The organism is Caulobacter sp. NIBR1757, from assembly GCF_027912495.1.
Lineage (GTDB): Bacteria > Pseudomonadota > Alphaproteobacteria > Caulobacterales > Caulobacteraceae > Caulobacter.
This window is the reverse complement of record NZ_CP115463.1, coordinates 611688-631272: the sequence shown is the minus strand read 5'-3', so window position 1 is coordinate 631272 and position 19585 is coordinate 611688. Positions and strand designations below refer to the sequence as shown.

Below are 19585 nucleotides of genomic sequence, written 5' to 3'. Positions count from 1 at the left end.
CGACAGTGAACAGACCGACTGTTTAGTCCCCTGACGCCGGGGGCGTTCGCCAGAATACCTGCCGACGGGTTTAGCCGCCCTTCTTGCGGGCCTTCGGGGTGATCTTGACGCTCATCCGCTTGCCGGCCCGGATCAGGTCGAAGTTGATCGACTGGTCGATGCTCCCCGGTCCCAGAACCCGCAGCAGGTCGTCCAGCCCGGTCAGCGGCCGGCCGTCGGCGGCGATCAGCAGGTCGCCCTCGGCGAGGCCGGCCTTGGCGGCCGGACCATGCGGCTCGACGGCGGCGACCCAGACCGCATAGGCCTGGGTGACCCCGGCGGCGCGGGCCATGGCCGGCGGCACCGGCGTCTGCTGGGCGACGACGCCGATCGAACCGCGCCGCACATGGCCGTGGGCCAGAAGCTCCGCCATCACGAAGCTGGCGGTGTTGGCGGCGACCGCGAAGCACAGCCCCTGGGCGCCGGAGATCACGGCGGTGGCGATGCCGACCACCTCGCCGCCGCTGTTGACCAGCGGCCCGCCGCTGTTGCCGTAGTTGAGCGCCGCGTCGGTCTGGATCAGGTCCTCGATCAGCCGCCCGCGCTCGCCGCGCAGGGACCGGCCGAGCGCCGACACCACCCCGGTCGTCACCGTCGCCTCGAAACCCAGCGGGGCCCCGATGGCGATGACCAGCTGGCCCCGCCGCAGCGACTTGGAATCCCCCAGCCGCGCGTGCGGCAGCCGCACGTTCTGCTCGATCTTCAGGAGCGCAATATCGGTGTCCGGATCGTCACCCACGCACCGCGCGGTCAGCGCTCGCCCCTCGGCGGTGATGATGGCGAAGCGGCTGAAGCCCTGGACCACATGGCTGTTGGTCAGGATCAGCCCCTCGGGACTGACCACGAAGCCCGAGCCCTCGCCGGCGAAGCTGCGGTCGCTGGTCAGCGGCTGGACCCGCACCACGGCCGGGCCGACATGCTCCACGGCGCGCACGACGGCATTGGAATAGGCGTCCAGCAGGTCGCTGTTGGGCAGCGGCATGACCGGGCTGGACGGCCCGGCCTCGAAGGCGCGGTCGCCGACATCGAATACGAAATCGGCTTCCGGCGGGAAGGAAAAGGCCGGCAGCCGGCGCACCGGACGGCGCGCCCGGTTGAACGACTGATACTTGCGGCCCTTCATCATCGCCCCGACCCCATACCCACATCCCCGAATGGTTAACGGGAGTGAAGCACAGGCGGGCGATGCGGCCAAGGCGACTCGCGCGGGCTGCGAGAAGTTCGAGGCGGCCTGCCTCCAGAGCAGCCAGCCTCAGGCGCGCAGGGCCGCCTCGACGAAGCGCAGGCAGGCCGCCGTCGCCGCCTCGACCAGCGGCGGGTGCAGGCAGCGGGCGTCGTCGGTTTCGGCATGGTGCAGGCGGTGGGAGCCGAAGATGCCGGCGGCGGGTGCGTACCCGGCTTTCAAAATCTCGCCCAACTCGCCGGCGGCCCCGGCGCTGGAGGGATAGGGCGCTTCCAGACCCGGCAGGCCGGCGAAGGCGGCGCGCGCCTTGTCGATCAGGGTCGGCGTGGCCACCAGCAGCCGCTGGGAATCGGCGCCCGGCAGCGGGCTCAGCCGCCCGCCCAGTTCGTGCCAGTCGCGCGAGGCGACGTTGGCCCCGAGGTGGAACCACAGCGCCGTCTTGTCCGCCTTGGGCATGGCATGGGCGATCGCCTGGTGGCCGCCGTGGTTTTCGTACTCGTGGCCGCTGGTGCTCAGAAAGGCGAGGTTCAGCGCGCTGTTCCTGACGGCCCAAAACGCCAGCGCCAGCCAGGCGGCGATGCCGCCGCCGCGTTCGCCGCCGCAGGTGAACCACCCCGAGCGCGGCGTCGAGACCACCAGCCAGCGGTCCGCGCCCCGGTCCAGCTCGCCGATCAGGTTCCAGGCCGGGCGCAGGCCGGTGCGGCCGGAGAGCTCGAAGCGCGCCGCCTGACCGATCGCCAACGAAACCGGCGTGCTGTCCTCCGGCGCCAGGATGGCCAAGGCCGACGCGTCCGGCGCAGCCAAGGCCGGCAGAGCGTTGAGCGCCAGCGCCTTGCCGGACGGCCCGGTCGTCTTCAGCAGGACCGCCTTCGCGCCCGTCGCCCGCGCGTTCTGGATGGCCGCCTGCACCGGCGGCTGCAGCAGGCTGGACCAGCGGCCATGCGGCAGCGACACGACGGCGATCTCACCCCGCCCGCTGGCTGGATCGTAGACCCGCCCCTCGACCACGCCGGTCACGTAAGGCGCCTGGGCCAGCAGCGCCGATGACCCGCCGCCCGACGGGCTCAACCTGCAGACCGCATCCTCGATGAACGGAACCTCGAATCCCTGCCGCCAGGTCTTGAACCCCAACGCCCGCAGCCGCCCCTCCAGCCAGGCCCCGGTCGCCTCGTCGCCCGGCCCGCCCGACCGCTTGTTCCCGAACGACAGATAGCGCTCCAGGTCCGCCGCCACCGTCGATCCCGCCGACGCGGCCATGGCCGGCGCCGCCGCCATCGCGCTGCTCGCCGCGACCACCCCGCGCCGCGTCATCGTCATCAGAAGCCCTTCAGATCCGGGTCCAGCGTCTGGCCCTCGTCCAGCTGCACCCCGAAGCTGTTCAGCATCATGCAGACCTGGGTGTACTGGCCGGCGCTGAACACCACGTCCATGCACTGCTTGTCGCTGAAATGCCGCTTCAGCGCCGCCCAGGTGGCGTCACTGATGAAGCAGCCGTGGTGCAGCTCGTCGCTGGCGCGGATCAGGGCGGCGTCGGCGTCGCTCCAGCCGGCGTCGGCGCCCTGCTTGATCCGCGCCACCTCGTCCTCGGTCAGCCCGGCCCGCTCGCCGATCGGCACATGCTGGGTCCATTCGTAGCCGGCCTTGCACAGGTAGCCGATGCGCAGGATGACGATCTCGCGCTCGCGGGCCGGCAGGTCGTTCTTCTTCGACAGCACATACTCGCCCCAGCCGAGGAAGCCCTTCAGCGCCGCCGCCGAATGGGCCAGGGTCCGGAAGATGTTCAGCACCGGCCGCCCGGCCCTGATCATCGGGGCCAGCACCGCCCGCTGATCGTCGGTGAGCTCGGCCTCGGTCAGCGGGGCGATACGGGGAGCGGTCAGGCGCATGGGGTTTCCTCTCTCGTTGCGGAGAGCATAGCGAGTCGCTGTCGACGAAGGATAGAACATCCGGGTGAACCCCTAGCCGAAGCGCGCCGACGCCACCAAAAAGAGGAGAGATTTTGACAACACTAACTCGTCGCCACTCTTGCGTGTGTCAGCACCCGCCGCTTACCTTGGCTGAGAAATGGGACCAGAACAAATGTCGCTAGACAATGAAATCAAAGAGAGCGCCCGTCAGATAGCCACTGACGCATATGACATGTCGGTAGGTGAACTTATAAATATCTACCGCGATGGGGAGCTAGTAGTTAATCCTGAATTTCAGCGTTTATTTCGCTGGGATCAATATCAAAAGAGCCATCTTATTGAATCTTTACTTATTGGGGTTCCGCTTCCTTCGATATTTGTGTTCGAGCTTGACTCTGGAAAGTGGGAGCTCATCGATGGACTGCAGAGAGTATCTACTATTCTGGAGTTTGTCGGAATTCTTCGGCGCGAAGATGGAACGCTGTACAAGCCATCCATAATGAGTCCCACGCGATACCTCCCTTCGCTCGAAGGAACCTCTTGGGAAGGCAAGATAAAGGATTCCTCCCCCCTAAGCGGTGCCCATCAAATTTCCATAAAGCGCTCGCGGTTGAGTATACAAATTCTAAGGAAGTCAAGTGACGAGAAGGCTAAGTATGACCTTTTCCAGCGACTAAACAGTCACGGATCCTCCGCAACTCCGCAAGAACTTCGCAACTGCGTACTCTACATGATAGACAAGGATCTATTTTCTAAGATCAAAGCACTATCGAAGGATGAACGCTTCATCACGCTTATACAAGCGAGCGATCTTGCGGCTGAGAGTCAGGCAATGCTTGATTTCATTACAAGATTCTTAGTTTTTGTGTACGTTGAGTATGATAAAAGTTGGGATATCGAAGAATATCTCGACAACGGGCTTATAGAAATTGCAGATGCCGATCAGAAAACTATAGATAAGATGCTGAAAACGTTTGAGAGAACGTTGAAATTGCTTTCAGCTGTAGGCGAGGCTGACATTCTCAAACGCTACAAAGATGGCAAGTTCCAGGGCCGGGTTGGGCAGGCCGCATTCGAGACCGTATTCCTTGGCGTCGCTCAAAACGTCACCCATATTGAGCGCAAGCCAGATCCCTCCAAGTACATCCTCTCGAGAACGAAATCCTTATGGGCAAGGAGTGATGTGGCAACGTTTACACGAGCCGGCTTCCGTGGGACGGATCGGATTAAGCAGACCATTCCGTTTGGAGCGAAGTGGTTTTCTTCATGAAGCCCATAACCGCATCAGACCTCCAATCGATTTTAGACTCTGACCTAGCTTGGCGGCGAAAGGAGATATCAAGCTTAGTCACGCTAATGAAGACCGCACCATTTGGTGTACAAGGAAATTTAATAAGAGCAGCAATACCACTCCTATACGCTCATTGGGAGGGTTTCGGAAAAAACTGCTTTGTACGCTACATGGAGCATGTAAGCCTAAAGTCTATCAAATTTCGGAAGCTAAAGTTGCCATTCCTATATTTGGATGCCCTCGGCATCATAAAGGAAGCTGGAACATCCGGACCAGCAGCAGGAATTTCCGCATTGGGCCGAGTTCTTGAACGCAATGAAAAGTCCAACAGAACTAACTATGGGAAAAAGCTCAGCACAAAATCCAACTTACGGCAGTCAGTACTCTCTGACCTATTGATTATGTGTGGGATCGAAGATTTTCCGATAGCTAAGTACGAGAATTTTATTGATAATCAGCTTTGCGATCCGCGGAATGATATAGCCCACGGCGTTGGAGGGGCACCAAGCCTTGACACATTTCTCAAGAGACGAGATATCGCTTTCGAGTTAATGACCGATCTGCAAGCATCTGTGGTGAATTCGGCTTCACTCGAGCGATTCAGAAGCAAGACCGCTTCTCACGAAATCTTACCTACGGCTTAGAGCAGAATTCGAAGCGGCGTGATGATCGTCAGTTAATATTGGCTTAGTTATAAATTTATAGAGATACTGTCAATCGACGCCGTGAAGTAAGTCTGAATCAGCGCCTAAACCGGAATCCGCAGCACCGCCCGCGCGCCCGGCCCCGGCTCGTAGGCCAGCTTCGTCTTCAGGCTGGCGGCCATGGCCGAGATGATCCGGCCGCCGACGCCGGTGCCGGTGGCCGGGGCGGCGGGGTCGAAACCCGGACCGTCGTCCTCGACCCGCAGCACCAGGTCGCCGCCGTCGGGCTCCAGTACGATCCGCACCTCGCCCGCCGCGTCGGCCGGATAGGCGTACTTGCAGGCGTTCGAGACCAGCTCGTTGACGATCACCCCCAGCGACACCGCCTTGTCGGTCTGCAGCCGGGCCGGCGTCACCTTCAGGGTCAGGGTCCGGCGGGCGGCCGGGGTCGACCAGGCGCCGGTCAGTTCGCCGACCAGGGCCCCCAGATAGTCCTCGAGGTCCACCGCCTCGACGTCGTCGGCCGTGTAGAGCCGCCGGTGCACCTGGCCGATGGCGGCGATGCGTTGCTGGGTGTCGGCCAGGGCCGCCTTGGCGGCCGGATCCGTCAGCGACGCGGCCTGCATGTGAACAAAGGCCGAGACCAGCTGCAGGCTGTTGGCCACCCGATGGTTGACCTCGCGCAGCAGCGTCTCCAGCCGTGCATTGCTGTCCTGCAGCGCCGCCTCGGCCTCGTCGCGGGCCCTGCGCAGCTGGCCGGTCTCCAGGGCCGAGCGGAAGGCGCTGTCCAGCAGGTCGAAGAAGTCGTCGCCGACCGTCTTGACCACATAGTCGGCCGCCCCGGCCTTCAGCGCCGCCACCGCGATGCGGCTTTCCTCGGAGCCGGTGACATAGACCACCGGCGCCCTGACCCCGGCGCCGTTCAGCCGCTGCAGGGTCGCCAGGCCGTCGAGGGCCGGCATGTAGTGATCGACCGCGATCAGGTCGAACGGCTGGGCGACCGCCAGGGCAACGCCCTCCTCGCCGCCGGCCGCCGTGGTCACAATGTAGCCGCGCCGCTCCAGCGACCGGCGCGCCAGACGCCGCAGGCCCTCGTCATCGTCGATGTAGAGGACGCGCGGCCCGGTCACGCGTGGGATTCGTCGCCGGGCACCTGGATCACCGACAGGAACAGGCCAAGCTGGCGGATCGCCTGGGCGAAGCTCTCGTAGTTCACCGGCTTGGTGATGTAGACGTTGCAGCCGAGGTCGTAGCAGCGCTGGATCTCGACCTTGTCGTCGGTGGTGGTCAGCACGACGACCGGCGTGCGTTTCAGCGAGCCCTCGGCGCTCTTGATGCGGGTCAGGATGTCGGTGCCGCTCATGTCGGGCAGATTGAGGTCGAGCAGCACCAGGGCCGGGCCGTTGTGGGCGGGACCCTCGGGCGCGTTTTCCAGATAATCGACGGCGCTGGTGCCATCCAGGAAATGCTTGATCGGATTGTTGATGCCGGCGCGGCGGATGTTCTTCTCGATGAGGCGCGCATGGCCCTCGTCGTCTTCGATCATCACGATGGTGACATGCTGGGTCACGTTGCGCCTCTTTCAGGGATCGTCACGGAAGGTAGGGAAAGCCGGAAGGTGGCGCCCTGGTCAAGGGCGGAGTCGCAGGAAATGATCCCGCCCAGCCGATAGGCGAGGGCGCGAACATGCGCCAGGCCGATGCCTTCGCCCGGCTGGTCCTGGGCGCCGGCCCGGCGGAACAGGTCGAAGACCCGCTCGTGGTCCCTGGGATCGATGCCGCGGCCATTGTCCTCGATCTCGAAGACCGCCCGGGGGCCCTCCATCCGGCCGCGCACATGGATGCGTCCCGGCCGGCCCGGCTTGAGGTACTTCACCGCGTTCTCGATCAGGTTCGACAGGATCTGCTCGATGGCCACCCGGTCGCTGGTGATGGTCGGCAGCGGCTGGATGCTGATCGTCGCCCCCAGTTCCTCGGTACGATGCTTCAGCGTGCCGGCGATGTCCTCGACCAGGGCGGTCATGTCCAGCGGCTCGGGCGTCAGCACCCGCCGGCCCTCGCGCGACAGCCGCAGGATGGCGTTGATCAGCCGGTCCATCTTCTGGGTCGAGGCGCGGATGAACCCGGTCGCCTCGGGCAGGTCGGTGCGCACCGCGTCGCGGGCGTCGTCGGTCAGCAGCTCGGGGTGCGCCGCCTCCACCCGATCGACCAGCTGGCCCAGCGGCTCGCGCGCCGCTTCCAGTTCGGCGGTGAAGCCCATGATGTTGACCAGCGGCGAGCGCAGGTCGTGGCTGACGATGTAGGCGAAGCGCTGGATCTCGTCGTTGGCCCGGCGCAGGTCGACGGTGCGCTCGTCGACCGCGTCCTCCAGATGGGCGTTCAGCCGCGACAGCGACTTGCGGCTGGCCGTCAGGTCGCGGGTGTACTGGAAGATGACGAACACCGAGCCGCCGGCCACCAGCAGCAGCAGGATGCCGGTGACGCCCAGGACCCAGCGCAGGGTGATCACCCCCGCCTCCTGCCGGCCGCTGCGCGCCTTCAGCAGGCCCAGCTCATGCTCGGTCATCTCGGTGAGAAGACCGCGCATCGCCTGCAGGTTGTCGAGGTTGTTGTCGTTGCGGAACCGGCCGATGGCGCCGATCTGCTGGCCGCGCGCGACCATCGCAGCAGAGGTCCGCATGAGCTCGACCTGGGCCAGGGAGAGCGGTTCAAGCAGGGCCAGGCGCGCCTGTTGCTGGGGGTTGTCGGCCGTCAGGGTGACGACCCGCTGCTGCGCCGCCGGCAACCCTGCCGCCGCCTCCTCGAACACCTGGCGATAGCGCTGGTCGGGCTTCAGCAGATAACCGCGCCGGGCCGCCTCGGCCCGTTCGATCAGGATGCGGTATTCGAACAGGGCGGCGCGCACCTGGTAGGTGTGGTCGACCAGCCGGTTGAATTCCTGGTTCTGCTGGATACTGGCGAAGACCATGATCCCCGCCAGGATCAGGGCGGCGAAGCCGATCGCCACCGCGCCCAGGACGAGCCGGTTGAACAGACGATCGGTAATGGTCATTCAGCGGCCCGCCACGATTGCACTGGCCCCATAACGGGCGTTGTCCCGGCTGGCTGTCGTGTTGGCGACATTAGGCGCCCAGACCGCCGGTCAGCACCGCCTCGGCGAAGCCGCAGTGCATGGCGATGCCGCGCGCCATCACCTGCTCGTCCAGGGTCATGCGGTTGGAATGCAGGGCGCAGCAGGCGCGGTAGTCGCCGCCGACACCGACCGGGGCCGCGCCCAGGAAGGCCATCGCCCCGGGCGCCTTCTGCAGGACGTAGGAGAAGTCCTCCGCCCCCATCATCGGGTTCTCCATGGTGTGCCAGGCGCTGTCGCCATAGAGGGCCTTGGCCGTCTGTTCGGCCAGCTTGACCGCCGCGCTGGAATTGACCGTCACCGGGAAGCCCAGCTCGATCTCCACCTCGGCCCGGCAGCCGTGGGCGGCGGCGACATGCTCGGCCACCTGCCGCACCCCGGCCCGCACCAGCTCGCGCGAGCGTTCCGACAGGGTGCGGAAGGTGCCGCGCATCAGGGCGTATTCGGGGATGATGTTATAGGTCGTGCCGGCGTCGATATGGGCGATGGTCAGCACGGCCGGATCGAACACCGACACCCTTCGCGTAATGAAACTCTGCAGCGCCGTGACGATCTCGCAGGCGACCGGGATCGGATCGATGGCGTCATGCGGCATGGAGGCGTGACCGCCGGCCCCGAACACCTTGATGCGGATCGAATCCGAACTGGCCAGCAAGGCCCCCGACCGGCTGGCGAAGGTCCCCGTCGGCATGTTGGGCGAGATGTGCAGCGCGAAGGCCGCGTCCGGCAGCGGATCGATCAGCCCGTCGTCGAGCATGAAGCGGGCCCCGTGGTGGCCCTCCTCGCCCGGCTGGAACATGAACATCACCGTCCCCGGCAGCTTGTCCTTGCGCGCACACAGCGCCCGCGCCGCCCCGGCCAGCATGGCCACATGGGTGTCGTGGCCGCAGGCGTGCATGGCCCCGGCAATGCCGCTGGAAAAATCCAGCCCCGTATCCTCGGTCAGCGGCAGGGCGTCCATGTCCCCGCGCAGCAGCACCGTCCGCCCGTTGCCGCCCCCCCGCAGGATGGCCAGCACCCCCGTCGTCGATGGCCCCTGCCGGATCTCCAGCGGCAGCCCCTCCAGCGCCTTCAGAACCTTCTCGGTGGTCTTCGGCAGATGCAGCCCCAGCTCCGGCTCGCGGTGGATGGCGCGCCGCAGCTCGATGGCGTCGTGCAGCCCCTCGTCGCCGGCGGCGGTCCAGGCGTCAGCGTCGATGGCGAGGGTGTCCATGGGGGGCTCCGAACTTGATCGAAGACGACGCTAACAGGTCCTCCCCCATCGGGGGAGGGGGACCGCGCGCGAATACGCGCGTGGTGGAGGGGGTCCCCACCGGCGGCGCGGCGGACCCGGCTTGCATCAGAACAAAAAGTGAACAATGATCAACGAATGCAGGCGCCCAACCGAACTCGCCATTTTGCAAGGAAGCTCCGACGGCAGATGACTCTGCCGGAGGTCGTCCTCTGGCAGGTGCTACGCGGCTGCCGGCTGGAGGGGCTGAAGTTCCGCAGGCAGCATGCCTTCGGGCCCTACATCCTCGACTTTTACTGTGCGGAGGCGCGGCTGGCCGTCGAAGTCGACGGCGCCTTTCATTACGAAGAGGGTGGGCCGGAATATGACGCCGAGCGCGACGCCTACTGCGCCCGATACGGCATCAGGACCCTGCGGCTACCGGCGCGGGTGGTCCTCAAGGAAATGTCGGTGGCGGCAGACACCATCCTCGCCGCCGTCGCCGGTGGGGACCCCCTCCACCACGCGCGTATCCGCGCGCGGTCCCCCTCCCCCGATGGGGGAGGAACTGGGCCGCCTCGTCCGCGCGTGAACTAAAACTTCCGGATCAACCGCACCGAGATCACGTCCAGCCCGGGGTTCTGGTCCCCGGCCAGGCCGGCATGGCTCATGTGGAAGTAGGCCACCTCGCCCGACCAGTCGTCGTTCAGGTTCACCCCCGCCGCCGCCTCCGAGGCGATCAGCACCGGGCTGCCGAAATAGATGCGGTCCGGGTTCGCGACCGGCGGATCACCGTCCGGCCCGTCATGCACCGCCAGGCCGACGCTGAGCTGCGCATAGACCTTCTTGTCGCCCCAGAACCGGCGCTGGATGCCGCCGGCCACGAAGTTGCTCCCGCCGTCGCTGTTCACCGAGCCCAGCGCCCACAGCCGCCAGACGCCCAGGCCGCGATCCACGTCCAGCGGATCGGACCGGTAGTGAATCTCCAGGTTCTGGCCGCCCTCGAAGCAGCACTGCTCCTTCCACAGATCGACATCGTGCGCCCCGACGCCGACCCCGACCTCAGCAGCGTTGGCGACGCCGCCCAGTCCCATTCCAGCGGCCAGGACCGCCCCCATAATCACCGCACGCATGGCCAGCCCCCGTCAGGTTCGATCCTCCGGTCTTACGGGCTTTGAGGACTCGCCGCAAACAGCTAGTCAGGCGACCCAGGCGCGCAGTCTTCGGGAGCCCATATGACCGTCACCTTCGCCGACATCGAAGCAGCGGCCCGCGCCCTCGAGGGCCTGGCCGTGGCCACCCCGCTGATCGAAAGCCCGCACCTCAACGCACACCTCGGCGGCCGCGTCCTGCTCAAGCCCGAGACCCTGCAACGCGGCGGCGCCTTCAAGTTCCGCGGGGCCATGAACAAGCTGTCGAAACTCGGCGACGAGCAGCGCGCGCGCGGCGTCGTCGCCTGCTCCAGCGGCAACCATGCCCAGGGCGTGGCCCTGGCGGCCCGCATGGTCGGCGCCCCGGCGGTGATCGTCATGCCGCGGGACGCGCCGGCCATGAAGATCGCCAACACCCGCGACTATGGCGCCGAGGTCATCCTCTACGACCGCTACACCGACAACCGCGAGGCCATCACCGAAGGCGTCGCCACCGAGCGGGGCATGACCATCGTCTGGCCCTTCGACGACCTCGACGTCATCGCCGGCCAGGGCACCATCGGCCTCGAACTGGAAGCCCAGGCCCGGGGCCTAGGCGCCCGGCTCGACCTGGCCCTGACCCCCGTCGGCGGCGGCGGCCTGGCGGCCGGCGTCTCCACCGCCATCAGGCGCCTCTCCCCCTCGACCGAGGTCTACGGTGTCGAGCCCGCCGCCTTCGACGACACCGCCCGCAGCTTCGCCACCGGCGAGCGCCAGTCCATCGACCCGGCCGCCCGCTCGATCTGCGACGCCCTGCTCTCCCCGGCCCCCGGCCGCCTGACCCTGCCGCTCAACCGGGCCAACCTGTCCGGCGTGCTGACCGTCACCGACGCCGAGGTCGCCGAGGCCATGCGCTTCGCCTTCACCTGGCTGAAGCTGGTGGTGGAGCCGGGCGGCATCGTCGGCCTCGCGGCCCTGCTGGCCGGCAAGGTCAGACTGGAAGGCCGCACGGCCGGGGTGGTGCTGTCTGGGGGCAATGTGGATCCGGAGTTGTTCTCGCGGATCCTGGCCGGCGATATCTGAACTCCAACACAAATCCGATCATCCCGACGAAAGTCGGGACCCAGTGTCCACGATGTCGATAGGTTCGCTCTGATCAGCGCCGGCCCTGCCCTGCCGGAGCCCCCTGGGTCCCGACTTTCGTCGGGATGATCGGAAGTTAGGGAAAGTTTGAGGTCCGAAATGTTCACCACCTTCACCCCCGCCCAGACCCCCGCCCTGGTCATCGACCTCGCTGCGCTGGAAGCCAACCTCAAGACCATGCAGGCCCTGTGCGACGCCGCCGGCGTTCGCCTGCGTGCCCACGGCAAGACCCACAAATGCACGGCCCTGGCCTGGCGGCAGATGGAACACGGCGCCGCCGGCCTCTGCGCCCAGACCATCGGCGAGGCCGAGGCCTTCATCGCCGGCGGCATCAAGGATGTGCTGATCACCGCTCCGGCCCCGGCCTGGGCCGCCCCGCGCATCGCCGCCCTCACCGGACGCGGCGCCACCATCGGCGCCGTCGCCGACCATGCCGACCAGATCGCCTGGCTCGGCAAGGCCGCCCGCGAGGCGGACGGGGTGATCGATCTCGTCGTCGACGTCGACCCCGGCACCCACCGCACCGGCGCCCACCCGGACCAGGTCGTCGCCCTGGCCAAACTCGCCGCCTCGACCGAAGGCCTGCGCTTCGCCGGCATCCAGGCCTATGCCGGTCACATCCAGCACATCGGGGCGGCCGCCGACCGCCAGGCCGCCTACGACGCCGTCATCGAACGCACCCGAAAGGTCCGCGACGCCCTGATCGCCGCCGGCCTGCCGCCGCCCGTCATCACCGGCGGCGGCACCGGCACCCACGCCTTCGACCTGAAGAGCGGCGTCTTCACCGAACTCCAGGCCGGCAGCTACGCGGTCATGGACGCCGAATACGAGGTCTGCGAAGCGCCCGGCGGGGACGGCTGGACGTTCAAACAGGCGATGTTCCTCGCCAGCACCGTCGTCTCGGCCAACCACAAGAGCCACGTCACCGTCGACGCCGGCTTCAAGGCCCTCAGCAGCGACGGCCCGCCGGCCCGCGTCGCCTGGGGCGCCGCCGCCGGCGCCCTCTGGCGGCCGATGGGCGACGAACACGGCATGGTCCTGCACCCTTCGGCCATCCCGCTCCTGCGGGGCGGAGACTTCGTCACCGCCGTCGAAACCCTCGACGCCGACGAAGCCCAGCCCTGGCCCGCCGACGCCCCGCGCCTGGGCGACACCGTCTGGCTGCAGCCCGGCCACTGCGACCCGACCATCAACCTGCATGACGCCTTGATTGTCGTGGCGGAAGACGGGTCATGGGAACGCTGGGCGGTGGACGCGCGAAGGGTCACGCCCGCTTAAGAACAAACGGGAGCGGAACCATGGATCTCGATTTCACCGGCAAGCGGGTCCTCGTCGTTGGCGGCACAAGCGGCATCGGCAACGGCATCGCCCACGGCTTCCGCACGCGCGGCGCACAGGTCGCCGTCTGGGGCACCCGGCCGCAGGACGACTATCGCAAGGAAGACGGCTCCGACCTCGAGGGCCTCACCTTCCATCAGGTGGACGCCTCCGACTCCGCCGCCGTCGAGGCCGCCCCCTCGCCCTTTGACGGCCTCGACGTCCTCGTCCTCGCCCAGGGCACCGTCCTCTACCGCAAGGGCGAGTTCGAGATGGACGGCTTCCGCAAGGTGGTCGGGGTCAACCTCGACAGCCTGATGGCCTGCTCGATGCGCTTCCTCGACGACCTGAAATCGAGCGGCGGCAACATCGTCACCATCAGCTCGACCGCCGCCTTCCACGCCACCCGCGGCAACCCCGCCTACAACGCCTCCAAGGCCGGCGCCGTGGCCCTGACCCGCACGCTGGGCCAAGCCTGGGCGACCGACGGCGTCCGGGTCAACGGCGTGGCGCCGGGCCTGGTCGCCACCAAGTTGACCAAGGTCACCACCGACAACCCCGACCGCCTGGCCGCCAGCCTGCGCGGCATCCCCCTGAACCGCCTGGGCACCCCTGAAGACATGGCCGGCGCCGTCCTCTTCCTCGCCTCCCCCCTGGCCAGCTACATCACCGGCCAGACCCTGATCGTCGACGGCGGCCTGACGCTCTAGTTCCCTTCCCTTCTCCCGCTCGTCGGGAGAAGGTGGCCCCCGAAGGGGGTCGGATGAGGGCAGCACCGGCCCTTCAGGACCAGCGCGTTCTGGCGCCGGCGGGGACAGAGTTGATGACCGATCTGGAAAAGCCGGCGCTGCCCTCATCCGACCCCGCTTTGCGGGGCCACCTTCTCCCGGCAAGCGGGAGAAGGATCGCGGTCGCCGCCGCCCTCCTCGCCATCCTCGCCCTCGCCTGGACCCAACTCGCCCCCTGGCCCCGCACCGGCGCCGTCTACGTCGCCAAACAGATGTGCAGCTGCCTCTTCCTCACCGGCCGCAGCGAAGCCAGCTGCCGCACCGACTTCGGCGGCTATGTGACCCTCTACACCCTCCGCATCGACCGCTCGGGCCTGCCGAAGACGGCCAGCGTCACCACCTCTCTTGCCATCTTCCGCGGCGAAGCGGTGTACGAAGACGGCTACGGCTGCAGGATCGCCCGATGACCCCTCAAGACCTCTACGCCTCGAAGCGGACCACCGCCGCCGAGGCCGTCGCCGAGATCGCCTCCGGCAGCCGCGTGGCCATGGGCATGGCCCTGGCCGAGCCGCCCGGCCTGCTCACCGCCCTGGCCGCCCGGGCCGAAGCTGAGGACGTGGACGAGGTCCGCCTCTACTATTTCCACTCCACGCCGCACGCCGCCGCCACCGTCCTGCGCTACGACCTGCTCGACCGCATCCGGCCCCACTGTTTCTTCCTCGGTCCCGTCGAGCGGGCGCTGCTGGCCCAGGGCGAGAAGGACGGCCGCCAGACCGTCTGGTTCGTCCCCGGCGCCTTCAGCCAGGCCCCCCGCCTGATGTGCGAACCGGCCCCCATCGACACCTTCATGACCTGCGTCTCGCCGATGGACGCCCACGGCTTCTTCAGCCTCGGCCCCAGCAACGACTACGGCCGCTCGCTGGTGAAATCGGCCCGCCGCGTCGTCGTCGAGGTCAACCGCCATACGCCCAGGGTGCGCGGCGGCATGATCCATGTCAGCGAGGTCGACGCGATCGTCGAACAGGACACCCCGCTGTTCGAGAACCCGACGCGCGACGCCGCCCCGCAGGACGCCGTCATCGCCCGCCTGGTCGCCGAACTGGTCGAGGACGGCGCCTGCCTGCAGATGGGCATCGGCGCCCTGCCCGAAGCCGTCTGCGGCGCCCTCAGTGGCCACCGCGACCTCGGCATCCACACCGAACTCTTCGCCCCCGGCCTGATGAAGCTGATGCAGTGCGGCGCCGTCACCAACGCCCGCAAGGCCACCAACACCGGCCGCGCCATCTTCACCTTCGCGCTCGGCGACAAGCCCCTCTACGATTTCATCGACGACAACGCCGCCGTCGAGAGCCGCCCGGTCGACTATGTCAACGACCCGGCCGTCATCGCCCGCAACGACCGCGTCGTCTCGGTCAACGCCACCCTGCAGATCGACCTGTCGGGCGCCTGCAACAGCGAACACATGGCCGGCCGCCAGTACAGCGCCGCCGGCGGCCAGCTGGACTTCGTGCGCGGCGCCTATGGCAGCCGGGGCGGCAAGTCGATCATCGCCTGCCACTCGACGGCGAAGGACGGCGCGGTCTCCCGCATCGTCAGCCGCCTCGACGGCCCGGTCACCACCCCGCGCAACGACGTCCAGTGGGTGATCACCGAACACGGCCGCCGCGACCTCAAGGGCCTCAGCATCCAGGACCGGGCCCGCGCCATGATCGCCCTCGCCGACCCGAAATTCCGCGACGGCCTCAGCGCCGAGGCGCGTGCAGCGGGCCTGATCTAGGGCCCGGAAACGCCCGCCCGCCGGGGCTTTTGGCAATATGTCTAGACATATTCATCGACTTTTCCGGCCTCCACGGGCCCTCGGCCGAGGCGTGTCCGGCGCCGTAGGTCGCCCCGTCGGCCTGACCGACCCACAAACGCTGCGCTTCGACCACGGACCGACCTACGCCCCGGGCTACATCCTCACGGCCCGGGCCTCCGCGAAAGCCTACGGCACAAGGGGTCTGGCCTGTTCCTCGTCCGTCCTGAAAAGCGTCGGGCTTTTTTGTAGGTCGGGCGCGCCGCAGTATAATGGCTCGCCGCTTCGATAGTCAGGTTTTCGCGTACAGCGCCGCCCCCTCCCGGGTCAGCGCCTCCAGCTCGTCGAACAGGGCCTGGTCGGCGGCCTTGAAATTGAAGCAGCTCTTGCCCTGCATCCGCTTTTTCAGGGCCGGGCTGATCTTCGCCGCCAGCGCCGGGTGCGAATAGACCGGCATCAGGTGATAGCTGACATAGGCCTTGCCCAGCCGCACCCCGCCGAACCAGACAGCCTCGCCGGGCTTTCGCGGATGGACCCAGTCGGACATCAATTCGATGCCCTCCGGCCCCTCGCGGATAACCCGCAACCCCGGCGCCGCCCGCTTCAGGCGCCGGGTCAATTCTTCGGTGATGGCCGCGAAATCGCTCATCCGCCTACCCTGCCAAACCTCGGTGGCCATGCAAAGGTGGACGCCGCCCCGCTTCCCCGCCAAACATGGCGCAAATCTTCGTCCCCGGGGGCCGCATGAATCGCCGTTTCACCATCTTCATCGTCGCCTCCATGGTGCTGGGCATCCTGGCGGGGCTGGCCTGCAACCAGCTGCTGGCCGGCGAACAGCTGACCACCGCGGTCGACATCTTCAACCTGATCACCACCCTGTTCCTGCGGCTGATCAAGATGATCATCGCGCCCCTGGTCTTCACCACCCTGGTGGTCGGCATCGCCCATATGGAGGACGCCGCCGCCATTCGCGGGGTCGGCTTCAAGGCCATCGCCTGGTTCATCTTCGCCTCCCTGGTCTCGCTCAGCGTGGGCCTCGGCATGTTCCACCTGCTCAGCCATTTCTGGGACCTCGGCGCCGGCCTCAACATGACCAGCGAGGTGACCACCAAGGCCGCCGTCGACGCCTCGACCTTCACCCTGAAGGACTTCATCACCCACCTGATCCCGACCTCGATCTTCGACGCCCTGGCCACCAACCAGATCCTGCAGATCGTCGTCTTCGCGGTCTTCGTCGGCACCGCCGTCTCGGCCCTGGACGACCGCGCCCCGGCCGTCATGGCCCTGGTCGAGCAGGGCATGAACATCATGCTCAAGGTCACCGGCTATGTGATGACCCTGGCCCCGATCGCCATCTTCGCCGCCCTGGCCGCCGCCATCGCCAAGGAAGGCCTCGACATCATCGGCACCTATGCGCAGTTCATCGGCGGCTTCTACCTGTCGCTGGGCGTGCTCTGGACCCTGCTGTTCCTCGCCGCCATGGTGGTGCTCGGCGGCCGGGCCGTGGGCCTGTTCCGCGTCATCACCCCGCCGACCCTGCTGGCCTTCTCAACGGCCAGTTCAGAGGCCGCCTATCCGCGCACCCTGGAAGCCCTGGAAAAGTTCGGCCTGCCGCGCCGGGTAGTCAGCTTCGTGCTGCCGCTGGGCTACAGCTTCAACCTCGACGGCTCGATGATGTACTGCACCTTCGCGGTGCTGTTCATCGCCAAGGCCCACGGCATCGAGCTGACCGTCGCCCAGCAGATCAGCATGCTGCTCCTGCTCATGGTCACCTCCAAGGGCATGGCCGGCGTGCCGCGCGCCAGCCTGGTGGTCATCATGGCCACCCTCACCTACTTCGGCATGGACGAGGCCTGGATCGCCCTGGTGCTGGCCGTCGATCACCTGCTCGACATGGGCCGCTCGGCCACCAACGTCGTCGGCAACTCGGTGGCCTCGGCCGTCGTCGCCCGGTGGGAGGGCAAGCGGGGTCAGAAGGATCCGGTGGAGACACCGGACCCGTTGGCGGGATAGCCCGGCGATGATGGTTCACTACGAGACCGACGGCGACCTCTGCGTCGTCACCCTCGACCGGCCACAGGCCCGCAACGCCGTCGATGGCGTCACGGCCCAGGCCCTGTACGACGCCTTCAAGCGCTTCGACGCCGACGAGGCCCTGAGCGTCGCCATCCTGACCGGCGCAAACGGCAATTTCTGCGCCGGGGCTGACCTCAAGGGCGTCGCGGCCGGCGCTGGCAACCCGGTCCACCGCGAAGGCGACCTCGGCCCCATGGGCCCGACCCGCCTGGGCCTCTCCAAGCCGGTGATCGCCGCCGTCGAGGGCTATGCGGTGGCCGGTGGGCTGGAGCTGGCCCTGTGGTGCGACCTGCGGGTCGCAGCGACCGGCGCCATCTTCGGCGTCTTCTGCCGCCGCTTCGGGGTGCCGCTGATCGATCTCGGCACCGTCCGCCTGCCCCGGCTGATCGGCCAGTCGCGGGCCATGGACCTGATCCTCACCGGCCGGCCGGTCGCCGCCGAGGAGGCCCTGTCGATGGGCCTGGCCAACCGCCTCGCGCCCGACGGCGGGGCGCTGGACGCGGCGAAAGACCTGGCCCGCCAGATCGCCGGCTTCCCGCAGCTCTGCCTGCGCAACGACCGCCGCTCGGCCCTCGAACAGTGGGGCCTGGACTGGGAGGCCGCCACCGCCTTCGAAATCGAGGTCGGCATGGAGACCCTGCGCTCGGGCGAGGCCGCCGCCGGCGCCGCCCGCTTCAGCGGCGGCCAGGGGCGCGGCGGGACCTTCGCCTAGCACCAGCCTTTCAGGATGGGGGTGAGGAAGGCGAAATCGCTCCAGGCCGGGGTCTCGTCCCGCGTCGCCTCCGGGATGGGCGCCTGGCGCACGATGGTCAGGCCGCAGGAGGGAATGACGTAGAGCCGCTGGTATCCGGCCCCGGCGGCGATGACCAGGTCCCCCGGCAATTCGGCCGCATGGGTGGCGAAGTCGCTGGTCGCGCCGCGCGGCCCGTAGCCGCCGACCCCGGGCAGCCACCAACTGACCCCATAGGCCGGATTGACCTTCGAGCCCACGAACTGCGCCATGAAGGCGGCCGGATCGACCAGCGGCTTGCCGCGAAGCGTTCCGCCGGCCCGGACAAACTCGCCGACCTTGGCCCATTCCCGGGCCGTGAAGCTGGCGCCCTGCGGCATCAGCGGCTCTCCCGCCGCCGTCCGCCGCCAGCCGGAGGGCTCGGCCCCGATGGGTCCCAGGACTCGCCGGTGCAGATAGGCCAGCACGTCGGCGTCGCCGGTCTTCGCCGCCGCCAGCTTGCGGTTCATCACCGCCCCGAACACCTGGAACGGCTCGGCCCCGTACTGGAACCTGGTCCCCGGCGCGGCGGAAAAGGGCGTGGCGATAGCCCCGTCGTAGACCGGCGGCTTGCCGATGGTGGTGGAGAGCCCGCTGGTCAGGTTGAGCAGCTGGCGGATCGTCGCCCCCGCCTTGCGCGGATCGTCCCGCCATTCAGGAACGGTGTCGGAGACTTTCTCGTCGAGACTGAGCAGCCCGTCCTGCACCGCCGCAGCCGCGATCAGCCCGCTGAAGCTCTTGGTCCCCGACCACAGCTCCCAGCCCTGCGTGGGTTCCCCGCCGGCGGTATACCGCTCGCACACCACCTGCCCGTCCTTGAGCACCAGCACCGACACCCCGGCCCGCTGATCGGAATAGGCCGCCGCCTCGTCGCAGGGCGCGGCCAGGGCCGGGGCGGCCAGCCCCAGAACCAGGCCGATCAGGCCGACAAACAGGACAGACCGCATGCTCGCCTCTTCCTTCAAACACCGGAGATTTCACGCCCCATCATGCCGCAACCATCGCCTTTCCGAACCCCCCTTGCGCTTCTCAAACCACATCGCTAGGTTCCGCGCCTTCGCTCTGGGGGCCTTAAGCGGGCCTTCAACACCGATATGGAGAGGTGGCAGAGTGGTCGAATGTACCGCACTCGAAATGCGGCGTGCCTGGAAGGGTACCGTGGGTTCGAATCCCACCCTCTCCGCCAATCATCATCGTCAAGCACTGAATTAGTTGGATATTTTG

The 19585-nt window shown here is 67.4% G+C and carries 19 protein-coding genes and 1 tRNA gene; 10 read left to right on the top strand and 10 right to left on the bottom strand.

Features of this window, described 5'->3' with window-relative positions; genetic code table 11:
* Nucleotides 1-70 precede the first annotated feature (70 nt).
* The 3 genes from O5I81_RS02985 to O5I81_RS02975 form a co-directional block, all read right to left on the bottom strand.
* The gene (locus O5I81_RS02985) at nucleotides 71-1165 is read right to left on the bottom strand and encodes a trypsin-like peptidase domain-containing protein (protein ID WP_271067457.1); all 1095 of its coding nucleotides are present in this window, start codon (nucleotides 1163-1165) and stop codon (nucleotides 71-73) included.
* 126 nt (nucleotides 1166-1291) lie between these two features.
* Nucleotides 1292-2539: a hypothetical protein gene (locus tag O5I81_RS02980; protein ID WP_271067456.1), complete on the bottom strand. Its 1248-nt coding sequence runs from the start codon at nucleotides 2537-2539 to the stop codon at nucleotides 1292-1294.
* Nucleotides 2539-3108, bottom strand: coding sequence for a carboxymuconolactone decarboxylase family protein (locus O5I81_RS02975; RefSeq protein WP_271067455.1), 570 nt, complete (start codon nucleotides 3106-3108; stop codon nucleotides 2539-2541). Before O5I81_RS02975 ends, O5I81_RS02980 begins: the two co-directional genes overlap by 1 nt.
* A 193-nt stretch (nucleotides 3109-3301) precedes the next feature.
* Between O5I81_RS02975 and O5I81_RS02970 the strand changes: the two genes are divergently transcribed.
* On the top strand, nucleotides 3302-4399 hold the full coding sequence (locus tag O5I81_RS02970; RefSeq protein WP_271067454.1) for a DUF262 domain-containing protein: 1098 nt from the start codon (nucleotides 3302-3304) through the stop codon (nucleotides 4397-4399).
* 769 nt (nucleotides 4400-5168) lie between these two features.
* Here O5I81_RS02970 and O5I81_RS02965 read toward each other — a convergent pair.
* The 4 genes from O5I81_RS02965 to O5I81_RS02950 form a co-directional block, all read right to left on the bottom strand.
* Entirely contained in the window at nucleotides 5169-6194 is a 1026-nt protein-coding gene (locus O5I81_RS02965) for a histidine kinase dimerization/phosphoacceptor domain -containing protein (RefSeq protein ID WP_271067453.1), read from the bottom strand.
* Complete coding sequence (locus tag O5I81_RS02960) at nucleotides 6191-6634, bottom strand: response regulator (RefSeq protein ID WP_271067452.1); 444 nt, start codon at nucleotides 6632-6634, stop codon at nucleotides 6191-6193. The genes O5I81_RS02965 and O5I81_RS02960 overlap by 4 nt, the downstream gene beginning before the upstream one ends.
* On the bottom strand, nucleotides 6631-8115 hold the full coding sequence (locus tag O5I81_RS02955) for a sensor histidine kinase (protein ID WP_271067451.1): 1485 nt from the start codon (nucleotides 8113-8115) through the stop codon (nucleotides 6631-6633). The genes O5I81_RS02960 and O5I81_RS02955 overlap by 4 nt, the downstream gene beginning before the upstream one ends.
* Before the next feature lie 70 nt (nucleotides 8116-8185).
* The gene (locus O5I81_RS02950) at nucleotides 8186-9406 is read right to left on the bottom strand and encodes a M20 family metallopeptidase (protein ID WP_271067450.1); all 1221 of its coding nucleotides are present in this window, start codon (nucleotides 9404-9406) and stop codon (nucleotides 8186-8188) included.
* A gap of 156 nt (nucleotides 9407-9562) precedes the next feature.
* On the opposite strand from O5I81_RS02950, the gene O5I81_RS02945 reads away from it, so the two are divergent.
* On the top strand, nucleotides 9563-10000 hold the full coding sequence (locus O5I81_RS02945) for a DUF559 domain-containing protein (protein WP_271069094.1): 438 nt from the start codon (nucleotides 9563-9565) through the stop codon (nucleotides 9998-10000).
* On the opposite strand, the gene O5I81_RS02940 is transcribed toward O5I81_RS02945, so the two are convergent.
* The gene (locus O5I81_RS02940) at nucleotides 9997-10536 is read right to left on the bottom strand and encodes an acyloxyacyl hydrolase (RefSeq protein WP_271067449.1); all 540 of its coding nucleotides are present in this window, start codon (nucleotides 10534-10536) and stop codon (nucleotides 9997-9999) included. The two genes, O5I81_RS02945 and O5I81_RS02940, sit on opposite strands and share 4 nt — an antisense overlap.
* A gap of 102 nt (nucleotides 10537-10638) precedes the next feature.
* Between O5I81_RS02940 and O5I81_RS02935 the strand changes: the two genes are divergently transcribed.
* From O5I81_RS02935 to O5I81_RS02915, 5 genes are all read left to right on the top strand, one after another.
* Entirely contained in the window at nucleotides 10639-11616 is a 978-nt protein-coding gene (locus O5I81_RS02935) for a threonine/serine dehydratase (RefSeq protein WP_271067448.1), read from the top strand.
* 159 nt (nucleotides 11617-11775) lie between these two features.
* On the top strand, nucleotides 11776-12954 hold the full coding sequence (locus tag O5I81_RS02930; protein ID WP_271067447.1) for a DSD1 family PLP-dependent enzyme: 1179 nt from the start codon (nucleotides 11776-11778) through the stop codon (nucleotides 12952-12954).
* A gap of 20 nt (nucleotides 12955-12974) precedes the next feature.
* The gene (locus tag O5I81_RS02925; protein ID WP_271067446.1) at nucleotides 12975-13703 is read left to right on the top strand and encodes an SDR family oxidoreductase; all 729 of its coding nucleotides are present in this window, start codon (nucleotides 12975-12977) and stop codon (nucleotides 13701-13703) included.
* Between the two features lie 113 nt (nucleotides 13704-13816).
* Nucleotides 13817-14188: a hypothetical protein gene (locus O5I81_RS02920; protein WP_271067445.1), complete on the top strand. Its 372-nt coding sequence runs from the start codon at nucleotides 13817-13819 to the stop codon at nucleotides 14186-14188.
* The gene (locus O5I81_RS02915) at nucleotides 14185-15498 is read left to right on the top strand and encodes an acetyl-CoA hydrolase/transferase C-terminal domain-containing protein (RefSeq protein WP_271067444.1); all 1314 of its coding nucleotides are present in this window, start codon (nucleotides 14185-14187) and stop codon (nucleotides 15496-15498) included. The genes O5I81_RS02920 and O5I81_RS02915 overlap by 4 nt, the downstream gene beginning before the upstream one ends.
* 310 nt (nucleotides 15499-15808) lie before the next feature.
* Here O5I81_RS02915 and O5I81_RS02910 read toward each other — a convergent pair whose 3' ends face one another.
* A complete protein-coding gene (locus O5I81_RS02910) occupies nucleotides 15809-16165 on the bottom strand; it encodes a hypothetical protein (RefSeq protein WP_271067443.1) in 357 nt (118 codons plus the stop codon).
* A 95-nt stretch (nucleotides 16166-16260) separates the two neighbouring features.
* On the opposite strand from O5I81_RS02910, the gene O5I81_RS02905 reads away from it, so the two are divergent.
* Together O5I81_RS02905 and O5I81_RS02900 are read left to right on the top strand one after the other, a co-directional pair.
* Entirely contained in the window at nucleotides 16261-17529 is a 1269-nt protein-coding gene (locus tag O5I81_RS02905; protein WP_271067442.1) for a dicarboxylate/amino acid:cation symporter, read from the top strand.
* A 7-nt stretch (nucleotides 17530-17536) separates the two neighbouring features.
* Complete coding sequence (locus tag O5I81_RS02900; protein WP_271067441.1) at nucleotides 17537-18304, top strand: crotonase/enoyl-CoA hydratase family protein; 768 nt, start codon at nucleotides 17537-17539, stop codon at nucleotides 18302-18304.
* Here O5I81_RS02900 and O5I81_RS02895 read toward each other — a convergent pair.
* Entirely contained in the window at nucleotides 18301-19308 is a 1008-nt protein-coding gene (locus O5I81_RS02895) for a serine hydrolase (protein WP_271067440.1), read from the bottom strand. The genes O5I81_RS02900 and O5I81_RS02895 overlap by 4 nt on opposite strands.
* 149 nt (nucleotides 19309-19457) lie before the next feature.
* Between O5I81_RS02895 and O5I81_RS02890 the strand changes: the two genes are divergently transcribed.
* Nucleotides 19458-19547, top strand: a tRNA-Ser gene (locus O5I81_RS02890).
* Nucleotides 19548-19585: the final 38 nt, after the last annotated feature.